Origin of the sequence: Streptomyces sp. NPDC058373 (assembly GCF_042723275.1) — a bacterium.
In the GTDB taxonomy this organism is placed as follows: domain Bacteria; phylum Actinomycetota; class Actinomycetes; order Streptomycetales; family Streptomycetaceae; genus Streptomyces.
Genome location: NZ_JBHXJE010000017.1, coordinates 39,980 through 57,778, shown reverse-complemented (window position 1 = coordinate 57,778; position 17,799 = coordinate 39,980). Strand labels below are relative to the sequence as shown.

General features: G+C 71.5%; 16 protein-coding genes and 1 pseudogene. 9 read left to right on the top strand and 8 right to left on the bottom strand.

What is annotated here, in order from left to right:
- Positions 1-4: 4 nt before the first annotated feature.
- The 5 genes from ACFWMZ_RS13165 to ACFWMZ_RS13145 form a co-directional block, all read right to left on the bottom strand.
- The gene (locus tag ACFWMZ_RS13165) at positions 5-796 is read right to left on the bottom strand and encodes an ABC transporter permease (protein WP_383201429.1); all 792 of its coding nucleotides are present in this window, start codon (positions 794-796) and stop codon (positions 5-7) included.
- Positions 796-1,728 (bottom strand): ABC transporter permease, encoded by a 933-nt coding sequence (locus ACFWMZ_RS13160; RefSeq protein ID WP_383201426.1) that lies wholly within the window; start codon positions 1,726-1,728, stop codon positions 796-798. Before ACFWMZ_RS13160 ends, ACFWMZ_RS13165 begins: the two co-directional genes overlap by 1 nt.
- Positions 1,725-2,876 carry an ABC transporter ATP-binding protein gene (locus ACFWMZ_RS13155; RefSeq protein ID WP_383201423.1) on the bottom strand — a complete coding sequence of 384 codons (1,152 nt, stop codon included), beginning with the start codon at positions 2,874-2,876 and terminating at the stop codon, positions 1,725-1,727. The genes ACFWMZ_RS13160 and ACFWMZ_RS13155 overlap by 4 nt, the downstream gene beginning before the upstream one ends.
- A 207-nt stretch (positions 2,877-3,083) precedes the next feature.
- Positions 3,084-4,340 carry a spermidine/putrescine ABC transporter substrate-binding protein gene (locus ACFWMZ_RS13150; RefSeq protein WP_383180767.1) on the bottom strand — a complete coding sequence of 419 codons (1,257 nt, stop codon included), beginning with the start codon at positions 4,338-4,340 and terminating at the stop codon, positions 3,084-3,086.
- Between the two features lie 160 nt (positions 4,341-4,500).
- A complete protein-coding gene (locus ACFWMZ_RS13145) occupies positions 4,501-6,018 on the bottom strand; it encodes a gamma-aminobutyraldehyde dehydrogenase (RefSeq protein ID WP_383180770.1) in 1,518 nt (505 codons plus the stop codon).
- A 229-nt stretch (positions 6,019-6,247) separates the two neighbouring features.
- Between ACFWMZ_RS13145 and ACFWMZ_RS13140 the strand changes: the two genes are divergently transcribed.
- Positions 6,248-6,799, top strand: coding sequence for an NADAR family protein (locus ACFWMZ_RS13140; protein WP_383180773.1), 552 nt, complete (start codon positions 6,248-6,250; stop codon positions 6,797-6,799).
- A 280-nt stretch (positions 6,800-7,079) separates the two neighbouring features.
- Here ACFWMZ_RS13140 and ACFWMZ_RS13135 read toward each other — a convergent pair whose 3' ends face one another.
- Positions 7,080-7,367 (bottom strand): DUF4190 domain-containing protein, encoded by a 288-nt coding sequence (locus ACFWMZ_RS13135; RefSeq protein ID WP_383201420.1) that lies wholly within the window; start codon positions 7,365-7,367, stop codon positions 7,080-7,082.
- 858 nt (positions 7,368-8,225) lie between these two features.
- On the opposite strand from ACFWMZ_RS13135, the gene ACFWMZ_RS13130 reads away from it, so the two are divergent.
- Together ACFWMZ_RS13130 and ACFWMZ_RS13125 are read left to right on the top strand one after the other, a co-directional pair.
- A complete protein-coding gene (locus ACFWMZ_RS13130; RefSeq protein ID WP_383180779.1) occupies positions 8,226-9,269 on the top strand; it encodes an adenosine deaminase in 1,044 nt (347 codons plus the stop codon).
- A 43-nt stretch (positions 9,270-9,312) separates the two neighbouring features.
- Positions 9,313-10,068 carry a glycerophosphodiester phosphodiesterase gene (locus ACFWMZ_RS13125; protein ID WP_383180782.1) on the top strand — a complete coding sequence of 252 codons (756 nt, stop codon included), beginning with the start codon at positions 9,313-9,315 and terminating at the stop codon, positions 10,066-10,068.
- 101 nt (positions 10,069-10,169) lie between these two features.
- Here the strand turns inward: ACFWMZ_RS13125 and ACFWMZ_RS13120 are convergent, their stop codons facing one another.
- Complete coding sequence (locus ACFWMZ_RS13120; protein ID WP_383201484.1) at positions 10,170-10,418, bottom strand: hypothetical protein; 249 nt, start codon at positions 10,416-10,418, stop codon at positions 10,170-10,172.
- Between the two features lie 259 nt (positions 10,419-10,677).
- On the opposite strand from ACFWMZ_RS13120, the pseudogene ACFWMZ_RS13115 reads away from it, so the two are divergent.
- Positions 10,678-10,983, top strand: a pseudogene (locus ACFWMZ_RS13115) (peptidase); the annotation flags it as partial.
- A 210-nt stretch (positions 10,984-11,193) separates the two neighbouring features.
- Here the strand turns inward: ACFWMZ_RS13115 and ACFWMZ_RS13110 are convergent.
- Positions 11,194-12,639: a gamma-aminobutyraldehyde dehydrogenase gene (locus tag ACFWMZ_RS13110; RefSeq protein WP_383201417.1), complete on the bottom strand. Its 1,446-nt coding sequence runs from the start codon at positions 12,637-12,639 to the stop codon at positions 11,194-11,196.
- 176 nt (positions 12,640-12,815) lie between these two features.
- Here ACFWMZ_RS13110 and ACFWMZ_RS13105 point away from each other — a divergent pair, with 176 nt between their 5' ends.
- The 5 genes from ACFWMZ_RS13105 to ACFWMZ_RS13085 all read left to right on the top strand — a co-directional run bounded on the left by ACFWMZ_RS13105 (position 12,816) and on the right by ACFWMZ_RS13085 (position 17,797).
- The gene (locus ACFWMZ_RS13105; protein ID WP_003951151.1) at positions 12,816-13,304 is read left to right on the top strand and encodes an Lrp/AsnC family transcriptional regulator; all 489 of its coding nucleotides are present in this window, start codon (positions 12,816-12,818) and stop codon (positions 13,302-13,304) included.
- Entirely contained in the window at positions 13,289-14,668 is a 1,380-nt protein-coding gene (locus ACFWMZ_RS13100; protein WP_383201414.1) for an aspartate aminotransferase family protein, read from the top strand. Before ACFWMZ_RS13105 ends, ACFWMZ_RS13100 begins: the two co-directional genes overlap by 16 nt.
- A 627-nt stretch (positions 14,669-15,295) precedes the next feature.
- Positions 15,296-16,024: an ABC transporter ATP-binding protein gene (locus tag ACFWMZ_RS13095; RefSeq protein WP_383201411.1), complete on the top strand. Its 729-nt coding sequence runs from the start codon at positions 15,296-15,298 to the stop codon at positions 16,022-16,024.
- Positions 16,006-17,181: a hypothetical protein gene (locus tag ACFWMZ_RS13090; RefSeq protein WP_383201408.1), complete on the top strand. Its 1,176-nt coding sequence runs from the start codon at positions 16,006-16,008 to the stop codon at positions 17,179-17,181. The genes ACFWMZ_RS13095 and ACFWMZ_RS13090 overlap by 19 nt, the downstream gene beginning before the upstream one ends.
- Before the next feature lie 205 nt (positions 17,182-17,386).
- Complete coding sequence (locus tag ACFWMZ_RS13085) at positions 17,387-17,797, top strand: VOC family protein (protein ID WP_383180797.1); 411 nt, start codon at positions 17,387-17,389, stop codon at positions 17,795-17,797.
- Positions 17,798-17,799 lie beyond the last annotated feature (2 nt).

The window sequence follows — 17,799 nt, the reverse complement described above, 5'->3', positions numbered from 1 at the left end:
CCGGTCACCGGGCCTGCTTCTTGCGCCGGTTGCCGATGAGCATCCCAGCGAGGACGAGGACGATGGCGACCGCGAACATGGCGGTGCCGATCACGTTGATCTGGACAGGCGTTCCACGCTGCGCCGAGCCCCACACGTACATGGGGAAGGTGACCGTGGAACCGGCGTTGAAGTTGGTGATGATGAAGTCGTCGAACGACAGGGCGAAGGCCAGCAGGGCGCCGGCCGCGATGCCGGGGGCGGCGATGGGCAGCGTGACGCGCAGGAAGGTCTGCACCGGTCCGGCGTAGAGGTCCTGGGCGGCCTGTTCCAGGCGCGGGTCCATCGACATGACGCGGGCCTTGACGGCGGTGACGACGAAGCTGAGGCAGAACATGATGTGGGCGATGAGGATCGTCCAGAAGCCGAGCTGCACGCCCATGTTGAGGAAGAGGGTGAGCAGCGAGGCGGCCATGACGACCTCCGGCATCGCCATCGGCAGGAAGATCAGCGCGCTGACCGTGCCGCGCGCCCGGAACCGGTAGCGGACCAGTGCGAACGCCACCATGACGCCCAGCACCGTGGCGCCCAGCGTCGCCCAGCCGGCGATCTGCAGGCTGAGCGAGAGCGATCCGCACAGGTCGGCGACGCCGCACGGGTCGCGCCACGCGTCGAGGGAGAACTCCTGCCACGCGTAGTTGAACCGTCCCTTGGGCTTGTTGAACGAGAAGACGAGCACGACGAGGTTGGGCAGGATCAGAAAGGCGAGCGTGATGAGGCCCGCGATGACGACGAGGTTGCGGCGCAGCCAGCTCATCAGACCAGTTCCTCCGTACCGGACTTGCGGATGTAGAAGGTGACGACGAAGAGGATCGCGGCCATGAGGATGAAGGAGAGCGCGGCGGCCGTCGGGTAGTCGAGGATGCGCAGGAACTGTGTCTGGATGACGTTGCCGATCATGCGCGTGTCGGTGGATCCGAGCAGGTCGGCGTTGACGTAGTCGCCACTGGCCGGGATGAACGTCAGCAGCGTCCCGGAGACCACCCCGGGCATCGACAGCGGGAACGTCACCTTCCGGAACGTCGTGAAGGGCCCCGCGTACAGGTCCCCCGCCGCCTCGTGCAGCCGTCCGTCGATGCGCTCCAGCGAGGTGTACAGCGGCAGGATCGTGAACGGCAGGAAGTTGTACGTGAGGCCGCAGACGACTGCGAGCGGCGTGGCGAGCAGCCGATCGCCCTGGGTCAGGCCCAGCCAGCTTGTGACGTCGAGGACGTCCAGGCTGTTCAGCACCGACACGACGGGGCCGCCGTCGGAGAGGATCGTCTTCCAGGCGAGGGTGCGGATGAGGAAGCTGGTGAAGAACGGCGCGATCACCAGGATCAGCACCACCCCGCGCCAGCGCCCGGCGCGGAACGCGATGAGGTACGCGAGCGGGTACCCCAGCACCAGGCAGAGCACCGTGGCCGCGCCCGCGTACAGCACGGAGCGCAGGAACTGGGGCCAGTATTCGGCCAGCGCCTCCCAGTACGTGGCGAAGTGCCAGGTCACCTGGAAGCCGTCCTCCAGGGAACCGGTCTGCACCGAGGTCGACGCCTGGTAGACCATCGGCAGTGCGAAGAAGACGAACAGCCAGAGGATGCCGGGGAGCAGCAGCCAGTACGGGGTGAAGCGTCCGCGCCGCTTGCGTGGGCGAGGCGGTGGCGGGGAGGCGGGCGCGGCGCCGGGCGGTTTGGTCAGCGTGGTGGTCATGCGGCGGCGTCCTCCTCCACCGAGGCGCTGCCCGCGTCGATGTCCTGGGCGGCGTCGAGGCCGAAGGAGTGCGCCGGGTTCCAGTGCAGGACCACGTCGGCGCCGGGGACGAGGCGGGTGTCGCGTTCAACGTTCTGCACGTAGACCTCGAAGCCCGCGCAGACGGGGCTGTCGACCACGTACTGGGTCGAGACACCGATGAAGCTGGTGGCGGTGATGGTGCCGGTGAGGCGGTTGCGGCCGTCGGGGATGCCCGCGGCGTCGGCCGCGGGGACGAGGAAGACTTTCTCGGGGCGTATGCCGAGCAGGACGGGGCCGGTGGTGGCTGCGGCGCCGTTGCGCGCGGCGGGCAGGGTGAGCGGCGCGTCGCAGGCGCGCAGGAGGAGGTCGTCGCCGCTGCGGCCGTCGAAGCGGGCGGCGACGAGGTTGGAGGTGCCGAGGAAGTTGGCGACGAAGGTGGTCCGCGGGGTCTCGTAGAGGTCGGTTGGGGCGCCGAGCTGTTCGACGCGGCCGCCGTTCATGACCGCGACCTGGTCGGCCATGGTCATGGCCTCCTCCTGGTCGTGGGTGACATGGACGAAGGTGATGCCGACCTCGGTCTGGATGCGCTTGAGTTCGAGCTGCATCTGCCGCCGGAGTTTGAGGTCGAGCGCGCCGAGGGGCTCGTCGAGGAGGAGCACCTGAGGGTGGTTGATGAGGGCGCGGGCGACCGCGACGCGCTGCTGCTGGCCGCCGGAGAGCTGGTGGGGCTTGCGGCGGGCGAAGTCGCCGAGCTCGACCAGGTCGAGCATCTCGCCGACCTGCCCGCTCACCGACTTGACGCCGCGTCGGCGCAGGCCGAAGGCGACGTTCTCGAAGACGTCGAGGTGCGGGAAGAGGGCGTAGCTCTGGAAGACCGTGTTGACGGGGCGCTTGTAGGGGGCGAGCCCGGTGACGTCGCGGTCCCCGAGCAGGACGGTGCCGGTGGTCGGTTCCTCCAGGCCGGCGATCATGCGGAGCGTGGTGGTCTTGCCGCAGCCCGATGCGCCGAGCAGGGCGAAGAACGACCCGGCGGGCACGGTCAGGTCGAGCGGGTGGACGGCGGTGAACGAACCGTAGGTCTTGCTGATCCCGGAGAGGCGGACGTCGCCGCCGCGGTCGGTGGTCATGGAGTGGTCCCGGGGGCTGGAGGGGCGAAGGAGAGGGCGTCGTCCGCGCCGTACGGGGCGCGGCGCGGGGGCGGGGCGGAGTACGACGGGGCGGCGCGGGGCGCGGCGTAGCGTGCGGCGGGACGCTCGCGTACGGGGCGGCGTCGTGCGCCCCGTACGGGGCGCGCGACCTGCGGAAACGGCGCGCGCGACGTGCGGCGGCAAGGCTCAGGTGGTGAGCTTGGCGAAGGCCGCCTCGTACCGCTGCTCCTCCTTGGAGGTCAGCGAACGGAAGGAGCGCGACTTCGCGGCCATGGCCTTGTCCGGGACGATCAGCGGGTTCTCGGCCGCTTCCTTGTCGATCTTGGCCAGCTCGGCCTTCACTCCGTCGACAGGACAGACGAAGTTGATCCACGCGGCGAGTTCGGCGGCGACGCGGGGCTCGTAGTAGTAGTCGATGAGCTTCTCGGCGTTGGTCTTGTGCCGCGCCTTGTTGGGCACCAGCAGGCTGTCGCTGGAGGTGACGTAGCCGCTGTCGGGGATGTGGAAGCGGACGTCCGGGGTTCCGGCGGCGAGCTGGACGACGTCACCGGCCCAGGCGAGGCAGGCGGCGAGGTCGCCCGATTCGAGGTCGGAGGTGTAGTCGTTACCGGTGAAGCGGCGTATCTGGCCGCTGTCGACGCCCTTCTGGAGCCGGGCGACAGCGGCGTCGAAGTCGTCGTCGGAGAAGTCACCGGGGTCCTTGCCGGAGTCGAGCAGGGTCATCCCGACGGTGTCGCGCATCTCCGAGAGGAGACCGACCCTCCCCTTGAGCGCCGGGTCCTCCAGGAGCTGCTGGACGGAGGTGACCTCCTTGCCCTTGGTGGCCTTGGCGTTGTAGGCGATGACGGTGGAAATGCCCTGCCAGGGGTAGCTGTACGCGCGCCCCGGGTCCCAGTCCGGGTTCCGGAACTGGGGCGACAGGTTGGTGTACGCGTGCGGGAGGTTGGCGGGGTCGAGCTTCTGGACCCAGCCGAAGCGGATGAGGCGGGCGGCGAGCCAGTCGGTGACGCAGATCAGGTCGCGTCCGGTGTCCTGCCCGGCCGCGAGCTGCGGCTTGATCTTGCCGAAGAACTCGACGTTGTCGTTGATGTCCTCGGTGTACTTGACCTTGATGCCGGTGCGCCGCTGGAAGCCGTCGAGGGTGGGACGGCTCTTCTTGTCCTCCGAGAGGTCCATGTACTCGGTCCAGTTGGAGAAGTTCAGCCGCTTCTCCTTCGCCGAGTGGTCCTCGGACGAACCCGCCTGGGCGTTCCCGGCCGCCGGGGGGATGCCGCAGGCGCCGAGCGTGCCCAGCCCGCCGACGGCCAGCGCCCCGCCGCCCGCGGCCCGCAGCAGGGAGCGCCGGCTGAGGGGGCTACGGGTCCGGGGCACACCGGCGCGCAAGCCGCGCCGCATCGCTGCCAACTGGGCCGGGGTGAGGCGGTCGGGCTCGTACTGCTCCATGCGCGGGGTCCCTTTCGAAAGGGGCGGTCACCGGGAGCGGCGGGGACCGGCTCCGGTGACCGCGGCGGTGCGGATACGGGGGAGATACGGCGGTGCGTGGCGGGTGTGCGGGGCGGCGGCGGTGCGCGGCGTCCGCCCCGTACGGGGCGGCTCGGACCGGTCAGCGGCTGCCGAAGACGGTGCGGTGCCAGTCCTTCCGCGCGACGGCGGTGTTGTCGTACATGACGTGCTTGATCTGGGTGTACTCCTCGAAGGAGTAGGCCGACATGTCCTTGCCGAATCCGGAGGCCTTGTATCCGCCGTGCGGCATCTCGCTGAGGATCGGGATGTGGTCGTTGACCCACACGCATCCGGCCTGGATCTCCCGCGTGGCCCGCCCGGCGCGGAAGACGTCGCGGGTCCAGGCGGAGGCGGCGAGTCCGTACGGGGTGTCGTTGGCGAGGCGCAGTCCCTCGTCGTCGCTGTCGAAGGGCAGCACGACGAGGACGGGGCCGAAGATCTCGGCCTGGACGACCTCGCTGTCCTGCGGGGCGTCGGCGATGAGCGTCGGTCGGTAGTAGGCGCCTGCGGCGAGGTCCCCGCCGGGGGCTTCGCCGCCGGTGACGACGCGGGCGTAGGAGCGGGCCCGGTCGACGAATCCGGCGACGCGGTCGCGGTGCGCGTGGCTGATGAGCGGGCCGATGTCGGTGGCGGCGTCGAACGGGTCGCCGACGCGGACCGTGGCCATCAGGTCGGCGACGGCGGCGACGAACGCGTCGTACAGCGGTCGCTGCACGTAGGCGCGGGTCGCGGCGGTGCAGTCCTGGCCGGTGTTGATGAGCGCGCCGGCGACGGCGCCCTGGACCGCGGCGTCGAGGTCCGCGTCGTCGAAGACGACGAACGGGGCCTTGCCGCCCAGTTCGAGGTGGAGCCGCTTGACGCCCGCGGTGGCGATTTCGGCCACGCGTCGGCCGACGGCGGTGGAACCGGTGAACGAGGTCATCGCGACGTCGTCGTGGCCCACCAGGTGCTCGCCCGCACCGAGGCCCGCGCCGCTCACGATGTTGACGACCCCGTCGGGGAGCCCGGCGGCCGTAGCGGCCTCGGCGAAGAGGAGGGAGGTGAAGGGGGTGAGTTCGGAGGGCTTGAGGACGATGGTGTTGCCCGCGGCGACAGCCGGGAGGATCTTCCAGGCGGCCATCTGCAGCGGGTAGTTCCACGGGGCGATGGAGCCGACGACGCCGACGGGCTCGCGGCGTACGTACGAGGTGTGGTCACCGCTGTACTCCCCCGCGGAGGATCCTCGCAGGTGGCGCGCGGCGCCGGCGAAGAACGCCGCGTTGTCGACGGTGCCCGGGACGTCGAACTCCCGGCTGAGCTTCAGGGGCTTGCCGCACTGGAGGGACTCCGCCTGGGCGAACTCCTCGGCGCGCTCGCCCAGCACGGCCGCGAAGGCGTGCAGTGCGTCGGAACGTTCGCCGGGCGTCGCGCGCGACCATGCGGGGAAGGCACCGCGGGCCGCCGCGACGGCGGCGTCCACGTCCTCGGTGCCGGCGAGTTCGTAGGTGTGGACCGGGCGGCCGGTGGCCGGGTCGACGACCGTGTGGCTGGTTCCTGACGTTCCGCGTCGCAGTACTCCGGCGATGAACTGGGCGCCGGCCGCGAGACGGTCGTTCACCTGGAAGCGGTTCTCGTGCATGTCGCTCTCCTCCGCCGCGCGCCCCGGCCCCCGGGTCACGGCGTAGCTCCGGCTCGGTGTGGCTGCCGATCCTGACAGAAAGCTCACACCTCAACAAGTGATTCCGTTGTTGCCATTTGGTTAAGCAACGGAATCTGTAGCGCCCCCGCCATGTCGACCGACCATGTGTCGAGGCTCGGCGGAAAAAATCCCGGACGCCGTGCCGGGTGTGCGTGCGACGCTCCCGTGCATGGACACCATCACCTCACGCGATGACCTGATCCGGTACACCGGCGCGGGCGGAACGGTGAAGTACCTGCCTTTCTGGGGCCATGCGCCCCGACGCGACGGGCAGCTCGGGGCGAGTTGCCTCAGTCAGTGGTGGCCGTCGCCGTTCACGGTGTCCGGAATCCGCTACGCGACCGCCGAGCACTGGATGATGGCCGGCAAGGCCCGCCTCTTCGGCGACGCGGAGGCGGAACGCCGCGCGCTCGGTGCCTCCACCCCGGCGGAGGTCAAGGTCGCGGGGCGCCTGGTGCACGACTTCGACGAACGGGTGTGGAACGAGGCGCGCTTCGCCTTGGTGGTGGAGGGCAGCACGCACAAGTTCGGCTCCGATCCCGCACTCCGGGACTTCCTCGTCGGGACCGGCGAGCGGGTCCTGGTCGAGGCCAGCCCGGTGGACCGGATCTGGGGCGTCGGCCTGGCGAGGAGCGACGAGCGGATCGGTGACCCGGGGCGGTGGCGTGGGTTGAACCTGCTGGGGTTCGCGTTGATGGCGGCGCGGGATCGGCTGCGGTGAGGAGGCGGGTGGCGGCGTCGGGGTGGCGTAATGGTGCCGGGCGGTGGGCGCGCCGTAGGTTGCGGCGCCCGCCCCGTGTGCGCCCCGTACGTCGCGGGCGACCTGCGGTTTTGTGATCGGCCGCGACGGGGCGACGGGGCGCGAGGAGCGGCGTCGCGGGGCGCGCGGAGTGCTCCACCCCGCAGTGCGCTCGTCGTGGTGGACGGCGCTGCGCACAAGCGCCCCGCCGAGGGACAGGCGGGGGCCCTACACGCGACGAGGCCAGCCGCAACCGGCTGTCTCAGCGCGCCGATGTCGCCGAGTACCCGCTCTCCTCCTGACGCCCCTCCGTCTCCTCGCCGTCCATGGTGACGACCAGGACCAGTACCAGCGTCGCCAGCACCAGGGCCACACCACCACAGATCATCCCGGCCAGGGCCTGGCCCCGGTTGCTGGCCTCACCGCGGCGCGCCCGGGCATGGCCGATGCCTCCGAAGACCAGGGCGAGCACACCGAGCACCATCGCCAGGGGGAAGGCGAAGAAGAGGACGAGGCCGATGATGCCGAGCGCCAGCGCCGCGTCACCCATGCCGTTCCGGGGGCCCGGCGGCCAGCCCCAGGCGTGGTGGGCGTACGGCGAGGGGTACGCGTGGGCCGCGCCGTAGCCCGGTCCGTACGGGGCTGCGGGGCGCGGGCCCGCAGCCCCGTACGGAGGTGGCACGGGGCCCGCGTGGTGCGACCCGTACGGCGCGAATCCTGGGCCCTGCTGCGGCAGCGGACCCTGCGACGGGAGGCCGACCGGGGCGGGGCCCGGGCCTTCGGGGCCGATCGGCGGAGGCGGTACGGCCCCGCCGAAGCCCGGGGACGTGGGGGACGTGGCCGCCCCGTAAGGACCCCCGACGCCGTTCGGGGCGGGCGGCGCCCCGGGCGCGCCGAAGCCGGACCCCAGCGGCTGGGCCCCGTCCGGTGCGGGCCCGGGTGCCCGGTCCGCCGGGTTCGGCGGCGCCCACAGGTCCCGCGGCTCGTGCGGCTCCGCAACGGCGGCGTCCTCGGCTGACGCGGCGTCGGCCGCCACGCCGGCCTTAGGTCCGTCGGCCGCCGGGGGAGCCGCGTCCGTGCTCTTCGTGAGCGACAAGCCGGGCCCCGGAGCGTCGGCAGATTCCGCCCCGTCCGTGCGCGCTGTGCCTCCGTCCGCCTGGCCGAAGTCCGCCCCGCGCGGCCCCGCATCCGCATCGTCCGGGACGTTCACCTCGATCACCGTGGCGGGATGGTTCTGGTCGGTGTGTTGGCGGTGCTGCTCCGCCTGCTGGTCGTTCTCGGGCATCGCGCCCACCCCCTCGTGCCGGTGTCCGGCCATGCTACGGGCCATGCAACTGCCGCCCGGCCTCCGCCTAGGATGGCTCCGGCCCGCCCGGAGGCACACTCCGGACGGCGGAGCCTGGACCAGATGCCGGAGGACACCGTGACCCGTCTGCATGCCTTCATCGCGGGCCTGCCGAAGGCCGAACTGCACGTGCACCACGTGGGCTCGGCCTCCCCGCGGATCGTCGCCGAGCTGGCGGCCCGGCACCCGGATTCAGCGGTGCCCAGCGACCCGGAGGCGGTGGCGGACTACTTCACCTTCACGGACTTCGCCCATTTCATCCAGGTCTACCTCTCGGTGGTCGATCTGATCCGGACGCCGGAGGACATCCGCCTCCTGACGTTCGAGGTCGCCCGGGACATGGCGCGCCAGCACGTCCGTTACGCGGAGCTGACGGTGACTCCGTACAGCTCGACCCGCAGGGGCATCGACGAGCGCGCCTTCATGGAGGCCATAGAGGACGCCCGGAAGGCGGCCGAGGCGGAGCTGGGCATCGTCCTTCGCTGGTGCTTCGACATTCCGGGCGAGGCGGGGCTGGAGGCGGCCGAGGAGACGACCCGGCTCGCTCTGGACCTGCGCCCCGAGGGCCTGGTCTCCTTCGGGCTCGGCGGACCGGAGATCGGCGTTCCGCGGACGCAGTTCAAGCCGTACTTCGACCGGGCGATCGACGCGGGGCTGCACAGCGTGCCGCACGCGGGTGAGACGACGGGCCCCGAAACCGTCTGGGAGGCGGTCCACGCGCTGCGCGCGGAGCGCATCGGCCACGGCATCAGCTCCGCCCAGGACCCGGAGCTGCTCCGGTACCTGGCAGAGCACCGCATCCCGCTGGAGGTCTGCCCCACCTCCAACGTGGCGACCCGCGCCGTGAGCGAGATCGGGCTGCACCCGTTGAAGAAGCTGGTGGACGCGGGCGTACTGGTGACGATCAACAGCGACGACCCGCCGATGTTCGGTACGGACCTCAACAGCGAGTACGACGTGGCCGCCCGTCTGCTCGGCCTCGACGAACGCGGCGTCGCGGATCTCGCCAAGAACGCGGTCGAGGCGTCGTTCCTGGACCGCGCGGGCAAGGACCGGATCTCGGCGGAGATCGACGCGTGGACGGACAGCTGGCTCGCCCAGGGGTGAGCCACTGAGGCGGTGCGGCGCCCCGTCGGGCAGCATAGTGGCCATGTCCACCGCGCACCGCACGAAGTCCTCCAGGGGGACGGCGCCCGCGCCGCCCCGCGCCGTCGCCGTGGCCCATCGGGGAGACCCGTACCGGGTCAGGGAGAACACCCTCCCGTCGTTGAGCTCCGCGCTCGATCACGGGGCGGACGCCATCGAAGCCGACGTACGCGTGACCCGCGACGGGGTACCGGTGCTGCTGCACGACGCCACCCTCGAACGGTTGTGGGGGCACGAGCGGCACCTCGCCTCGCTGTCGGCCGAGGAGGTGTCCGGCCTGACGGCCGGCAGGCTTCCGCGTCTGGACGAGGCGTTGAGGGTGACGCGGGACAGCCGGCTCATGATCGACCTGCCCGGCACACCGTCGCGCCGGGACGTGGCCGCCGTGATCGGTACGGTACGGGACTGCGGGGCGGCCGAGCGCGTGTACTGGACGGGCGACGCCCGGACCATGCTCCAGGTACGGGCGCTGGACGGGGCCGCGGAGACCGCGCTGACCTGGACCACGCTGGCGCCGCCGCGCCCCGCTCTGCTCTCCGCCCTACGGCCCCGCTGGCTGAACTACCGGTTCGGCCTGGTGAGCAGGGAGCTGGTGGACCGCGCGCACCGCGACGGCCTGCTGGTGTCGGTCTGGACCCCCGACACCAAGCGCTCCATGCGCCGTCTGCTGGACCTGGGCGCCGACTCCGTCACCACCAACCGCGTCGACGTCCTGCGCGGGCTCCTCGGTCCGTCGCGGCGCCCCGCCATCGACGTGTAAGGGGACACGGCGCGGCGCTGCCCTTACCGTCGCGCCGCCCCGTGCGTTCCCCGTGCGCGCCCCGTCGGGCACGTTCAGCGACGCCGCGTTGCCTCGCACCCTCACAGCCCGGCAATGGCGTTCCATCGCTTCCCGAACTCCCTGCGCTCCGCCGACGTGATGTCCCGGGCGATCACGAGCCGGCGGCGCATCGCGTCGTCGGGGGCGGATTCGTCGCGCCGTGACCGCCCTTCCGGGGCCACGTAGGCGCCGGGCACGCCGCAGGAGGTGAGTGCCGCACCGGCGGCAGCGGCGCCGAGGACGCCGAGCAGGGAACGACGGGTCGGAGAGTTCCTCAGGTTCGTTCGCACCAGCGCGGGATGGCGCCGGGAACCGGGCCAGGGCAATGGACGTTCCGTCCAGCGCCCTGGCCCGATGCGGTGCGTCCTGCTCATGGCACGGGGCGGGCGCCGTGCGCCTTGGCGCGCCCCGTACGGGCCGCCCGAGGTGCGACGCCGCCCCGTACGAGACGCCCGCGGGAAACCCCGCGCCGCATGCAGACTGCCTGGTCGCCCGCCCCGTACGGGGCATTCCGCGGTGGGCCGCACGGGGCGCGCGGCGAGGCCTCAACCCGCCGACCTCGAACGCCTCCTGATCGGCGTGTTCGCGGGCAAGGCGGTGCCCCGCCCCCAGCTGAAGGAGATGTTCACCGTGCCGGACATCGAGGGCGCCACGATGAGCGCCGGCCTGGAGCGGTTCGACCTGGGCGACGGCCTCGTCGGGTGGGGCAAGACCGGGGCATGCCCCGGCTACAACTCCGCCATCGCCGCCACCCGGGACTTGTCCCGCACCGTCGTGTACGGGGTGACGGGCACCACCGCGAAGGAATCGGGCGGCGCCGTCGCGGCGCGGTTCGGCATACCGGCGCTGGGCTGACGCCACGGTGGGCGCGCCGCACCCCGCCCCGCCGCACCGTCGCACCAGGCGCGCCCCGCCCCGTACGCCGCCCCGTACCTGCGCAAACGCGGCGCCGCCCAGCCCCGCCGAGCCGCCCCGCAAACGCGCACGCCCCGCCCCGCGAACACACCGGCGCCGCCCCGCGAACGGGGCGGCGCCGGCCGTACTGCTTCACCACGTCGCCGGGGCTCAGCCCTCCAGCGACGTCATCACGTGCTTGACGCGCGTGTAGTCGTCGAAGCCGTACGCCGACAGGTCCTTCCCGTAACCGGACTTCTTGAATCCGCCGTGCGGCATCTCGGCCACCAGCGGGATGTGGGTGTTGATCCACACGCAGCCGAAGTCGAGGTGGCGCGAGAGGCGCATGGCGCGGCCGTGGCCCTTGGTCCAGACGGACGAGGCCAGGGCGTACTCGACGCCGTTGGCGTAGGCGAGGGCCTGGTCCTCGTCGCGAAAGGACTGGACGGTGATGACGGGGCCGAAGACCTCGTTCTGGATGATCTCGTCGTCCTGCTTGAGGCCGCTGACCACGGTCGGGGCGTAGAAGTAGCCCTTGTCACCGACCCGGTGGCCGCCCGCCTCGACCTTGGCGTGGGCCGGGAGGCGGTCGACGAAGCCGGAGACCTTGGCGAGCTGGTCGGCGTTGTTGAGCGGGCCGTACAGCACGTCCTCGTCGTCCGGCCGGCCGGTCTTGGTGTCGGCGGCGGCCTTGGCGAGAGCGGCCACGAAGTCGTCGTGGACCGACTCGTGGACCAGGACGCGGGTGGCCGCGGTGCAGTCCTGGCCCGCGTTGAAGAACCCGGCCTCGCTGATGCCCGAGGCGGCCTGGGCGATGTCGGCGTCCTGGAAGACGAGGACCGGCGCCTTGCCGCCCAGCTCCAGGTGAACCCGCTTGAGGTCCTTGGCCGCGGACTCGGCCACCTGCATACCGGCGCGTACGGAGCCCGTGATGGAGGCCATCGCGGGCGTCGGGTGCTCGACCATCGCGCGGCCGGTGTCGCGGTCGCCGCAGATGACGTTGAAGACGCCCTTGGGCACGATCGAGCCGATGATCTCCGCCATCAGCACGGTCGACGCGGGGGTGGTGTCGGACGGCTTGAGGACGACGGTGTTGCCCGCGGCCAGCGCCGGGGCGAACTTCCAGACACCCATCATCATCGGGTAGTTCCACGGGGCGACCTGCGCGCAGACGCCGATCGGCTCGCGGCGTACGAAGGAGGTGAGGCCCTCCATGTACTCCCCGGCGGAGCGTCCTTCGAGCATCCGCGCGGCGCCCGCGAAGAACCGGATCTGGTCGACCATCGGAGGGATTTCCTCGCTCCGGGTCAGGCCCAGCGGCTTGCCGGTGTTCTCCGACTCCGCGGCGATCAGTTCCTCGGCCCGCTCCTCGAAGGCGTCGGCGATCTTCAGCAGCGCCCTCTGCCGCTCGGCCGGGGTGGTGTCGCGCCAGGCGGGGAAGGCCGCTGCGGCGGCCTCCATCGCGGCGTCGACGTCGGCCTGGCCGGAGAGCGGCGCGGTCGCGTAGACCTCCCCCGTGGCGGGGTTGATGATCTCGGTCGTACGCCCGTCGGCGGCGTCCTTGAACTCCCCGGCAATGTAGTTGCGTAGCGTGCGCGGCTGTCCCAGCTCGGTCACTGCCGGCCTCCTGTCGGATGTCCAGTGGATGAGACACCCACCCTAATCCGTACGGCGACGTTTTCAACATAGCCAACCCTCAGTATCTGCGAAATCGGTACCTGAGAGACGCGGCGACAACGAATTACATCGGTACCGCCTTGCGAAAACGACGAGACCTCGTGCACAGTGAGGTCGTGGCCAGTCGAAGCGCAGACTCCAGGAACGGGAGCGGTTCGTCGTCCGTCGACGCCGTGTCCCTGGCAATCATCGAGCAGCTCCAGGAGGACGGGCGCCGCCCGTACGCCGCGATCGGGAAGGCCGTCGGCCTCTCCGAGGCAGCCGTGAGGCAGCGCGTCCAGAAGCTGCTCGACCAGGGCGTGATGCAGATCGTCGCGGTGACCGATCCGCTCACCGTGGGACTGCGCCGCCAGGCGATGGTCGGCATCAACGTCGAGGGCGACCTCGACCCGGTGGCCGAGGCGCTGTCGGCCATGGCCGAGTGCGAGTACGTGGTGATGACCGCGGGCTCCTTCGACCTGATGGTGGAGATCGTCTGCGAGGACGACGACCACCTCCTGGAGACGATCAACAAACGCATCCGGGCCCTCCCCGGCGTGCGCTCCACCGAGAGCTTCGTCTACCTGAAGCTCAAGAAGCAGACCTACATGTGGGGAACCCGATAGCCGTGAGCAAGGACCTCAGCCGAACCGCGTACGACCACCTGTGGATGCACTTCACGCGCATGTCGTCGTACGAGAGCGCGCCCGTTCCCACCATCGTGCGGGGTGAGGGCACCTACATCTACGACGACCAGGGGCGGCGCTACCTGGACGGACTGGCGGGGCTCTTCGTCGTACAGGCCGGACACGGCCGCACCGAACTGGCCGAGGCCGCCTCGAAGCAGGCGCAGGAGCTGGCGTTCTTCCCCATCTGGTCGTACGCGCACCCCAAGGCGGTCGAGCTCGCCGAGCGGCTGGCCCACGAGGCGCCGGGCGACCTGAACAAGGTCTTCTTCACCACCGGCGGCGGCGAGGCCGTCGAGACGGCGTGGAAGCTGGCGAAGCAGTACTTCAAGCTGACCGGCAAGCCGACCAAGCACAAGGTCATCTCGCGTGCCGTCGCCTACCACGGCACGCCGCAGGGCGCGCTGTCCATCACCGGACTGCCCGCGCTGAAGGCCCCGTTCGAGCCGCTGGTGCCGGGCGCGCACAAGGTGCCCAACACCAACATCTACCGCGCGCCGCTCTTCGGTGACGACCCCGAGGCCTTCGGTCGCTGGGCCGCCGACCAGATCGAGCAGCAGATCCTTTTCGAGGGCCCGGAGACCGTCGCCGCCGTCTTCCTGGAGCCGGTGCAGAACGCCGGAGGCTGCTTCCCGCCGCCGCCCGGCTACTTCCAGCGGGTCCGCGAGATCTGCGACCAGTACGACGTGCTGCTCGTCTCCGACGAGGTCATCTGCGCGTTCGGACGGCTCGGGACCACCTTCGCCTGCGACAAGTTCGGCTACGTCCCGGACATGATCACCTGTGCCAAGGGCATGACCTCGGGCTACTCACCCATCGGCGCCTGCATCATCTCCGACCGCCTGGCGGAGCCCTTCTACCAGGGCGACAACACCTTCCTGCACGGGTACACCTTCGGCGGCCACCCGGTCTCCTCCGCGGTCGCCCTGGCCAACCTCGACATCTTCGACCGCGAGGGCCTCAACCAGCACGTCCTCGACAACGAGAACAACTTCCTCTCGACTCTCCAGAAGCTGCACGACCTGCCCATCGTCGGCGACGTCCGCGGCAACGGCTTCTTCTACGGCATCGAGCTCGTCAAGGACAAGGCCACCAAGGAGACGTTCACCGACGAGGAGACGGAGCGCGTCCTGTACGGCTTCCTCTCCAAGGCGCTCTTCGACAACGGCCTGTACTGCCGCGCCGACGACCGCGGCGACCCGGTCATCCAGCTGGCCCCGCCGCTGATCTCCGACCAGTCGACGTTCGACGAGATCGAGGGGATCCTCCGAGGGGTACTTACGGAGGCTTGGACAAAGCTCTGAGGTGTTGCGGGGTGCGCCCCGTGCGGGGCGGGCTCCGTGCGGGGCGCGCCCCGTTAAGTGGGGCGTCCGGGCGGGGCGACGTTAGGTATGGGGTGCTGCGCGACGTCACTCCTTACTATGCTTCGAGGGTTGCGGCTCAGCTGGGCGGGCGCCGCGCCAGACGGACCAAGCGGCTCATCCGATACGGGGCGCTGCGCGCCGTCATTCCTTACCGCCCCCCTGCGGGGGCCTCCTCTGGTGCGGGAGCCCCTGGACGCGAGGCCCCTCGCCGGACGTCACCCCTTACGCACAGTGCAGGTCGGCCCGTCTCGTACGGGGCACTGGGCGGCGCCACCCCGTACCGCCCCGTCCCGTCGCAGGCACGACGCCCGCCCCGCTGCGCGCCCCTGCTACAGCGCGCCCCGTAGCCGCGTACGGCGTACTCCCGCCTCCCTCTCCCCCGGCGGCCCGACGCCACCCGTTCGAGTGGGAACGTGCGGCATCGGGCCGTGTGCGTGCGATGCTCCGCGCGCGGCGTCCCTAGGTTCCCTTCCGTAGGGCGACCGCCCCGTGCACCGCATCTGCCCCGCCCCGTGGGCCCGCGGAGCCGCGTCGGCCGCACCGTGCTCACGGAACCGAGGTGTCACCATGGCGGCCCCACCCGACGACGACCTACTGCGAGCCGTCGGCCTACACCACGCGCATCACGGCACTCCCGCCCTCGCAGGCATCACGCTCGGGGTGCGCGCGGGCGAGATCCTCGCGGTCACGGGGCCCCGGGCGTGCGGGAAGACCACCTTGCTGCGGTGCCTCTCCGGCCAGATCACCCCCGACGAGGGCGAGGTGTGGTTCGACGACATGCCGGTCCACAGCCTCACGCCGTCGCAGCGGGAGCGTTTCCGGCGCGAACACCTGGGGTGGATCGACTCGGAGCCTCATCTCGTCCCGGAACTCAGCGCCTGGGAGAACACCGCGCTCCCCCTACTCCTGCGCGGTACGCCGCGGCGCGCCGCGAAGAACGCCGCGATGGAGTGGCTCGACCAGTTCGATCTCGGAGCGGTGGCGCGCAAGCGCCCCCACGCCCTGGCCTACGCACAGCGCCAGCACGTCTGCATCGCGCGGGCCATCGCCATGGATCCCGACGCCATCCTCGCCGACGAGCCCACCATCGCACTGCGCCGTCCCACAAGGGACCACGCGCTGCGCGCCTTGGTCTCGGCGGCGCGTTCCCACGACATCACGGTCGTCATCGCGACCGCCGACCCGGACACCGCGTCCGTCGCCGACCGCGAAGTGCGGCTGAGCGACGGCCGGACCGACGGCGCTCCCGACGCCCCCGAGCAGGAAGGCCGGGCAGCGTGCTCGCTCTCCGTCTGACCCGCGGCGCCCACCCGTTCGTCCTCTGCGGCCGACTCCTCGTCTCCGCGGCGTCGGCGGGCACGGGTTTCCTCATGCTGAGCGCCCTGAGCCACGCTCTGGCGCACCCCGGGGCGGGCGGCGCCCTGCTCCGGCTCGCCTGGTGCCTCGTACCGCTCACCGCAACGGTGTACTTCGCCGTCGCCATGGCCCGCAACGACCCGGCCACGCGCCCCCGCGACGGCCTCTCCTCCCTCGGACTGGGGCCCGCGGCGCTGGCCGGGCTCGCCGCGGTGTCCACGGCGCTGTCCAGCCTCCTCGGCTCCGTGGTCGCGTTGCTGTTCTTCCTCCATCTGCGGGGCGATCTGACGGGGCTGCCGTTCGACGGGGCGGCCGCCGACATGTTGGCCGCGGACCAGCCGCTGCCTCTGGCCGCCGCGCTGACCCTGCTGGCGGTCGTGCCGGTCGTGGCGTCGACGGCCAGCGCCCTGGCGCTGCGTCCCCGCGAGGGGGAGTCCGCTCCGTCCACCCCGCGGACGGAGCCGGCCGCCCCGTTGCCCGTGCCGACGGGGCTCCCCTGGGGCGTCGCCCTGCTCGCCACGGGGCTGGCGGTGGAGACCTGGGCAACGGGAGGTACGTCGCGCGGTGACGGGACAGACGTTCCGCTGCCGGGCGGCGCGGAGTCGAGCGCGTTCGGCGGCGTACTCGGCTGGGCCCTCACCGCGCTGGGGCTGGCGCTCGCCGGACCGGGCCTCACCCATCTCTGCGGACGGCTGCTGCAATCGGCGAAGCCAGGCGCGGTGCGGTTGCTCGCCGGGCGCGGCCTCCAGGAGGAGGCCACCCGGATCGGCCGTCCCCTCGGCGTGGTCTGTGCCGTGGCGTCGGGCGCGCTCGCCTCCACCGCACTCCACGGGGCGGGCACCGGTGCCTCCGCCGCCGGGCCATTGACCGCGCTCGGTGGCGTGCTGGTGGCCGGCTGCGCACTCGCGACCCTGCTCAGCGCCGGCGTCGAGGCCAGGAGGTCGCGCGCGTCGGCCAATGCCGCGCTGCTGCGGCTGGGCGCCCGTGCCTCCGCGCTGCGCAACGCGGCGGCGCTCCGGGCCCTGACGCTGGTGGTCGTGTTCGTCCCGCTCACCTGGGCGGCGGCCACCCTGGCGGCGGCTCCGCTCCGCGGGTGAGTCGTGCTGGGCCGCTGCATGGTCCCGCCGCCCGCCGACATCCCACGCCCAGCCCTGTGGCGAAGAAATCGGCACGTCCGTACCGCCTCATCGATGAGTTCCGCGGCCGAGCCTGGTCTACCACCATGAAACGCAGGAACCTCCGGGTCACCTGCGCCGCAGGAGGGACGGCCACCCCGTCCTCCGCCTATCAGTGGGGACAGCCATGTACCAGCAGATGATCTTCGTCAACCTCGCGGTGCACGACCTGGAAGCGTCGAAGAAGTTCTTCACCGAGCTGGGGTACTCCCTCAACGAGCAGTTCTCCGACGACACCACCTCGTCCGTCGTGATCAGCGACACCATCGTGCTGATGATCATGACGAAGGAACGGTTCGGCCAGTTCACCAAGAAGCAGATCGCGGACTCCTCCCAGACGGTCGAGGCGCTGCTGGCGCTGAGCGCCGAGAGCCGGGAGAAGGTCGACGAGCTCGTCGACAAGGCCATCGCCGCCGGCGGCTCCCCCGCCGGTGAGGCCCAGGAGGAGGGCGACTTCATGTACGGCCGCGCCTTCTTCGACCCGGACGGCCACCACTTCGAGGTCGTCTGGATGGACCCGTCGGTCGTCGAAGGCTGAGC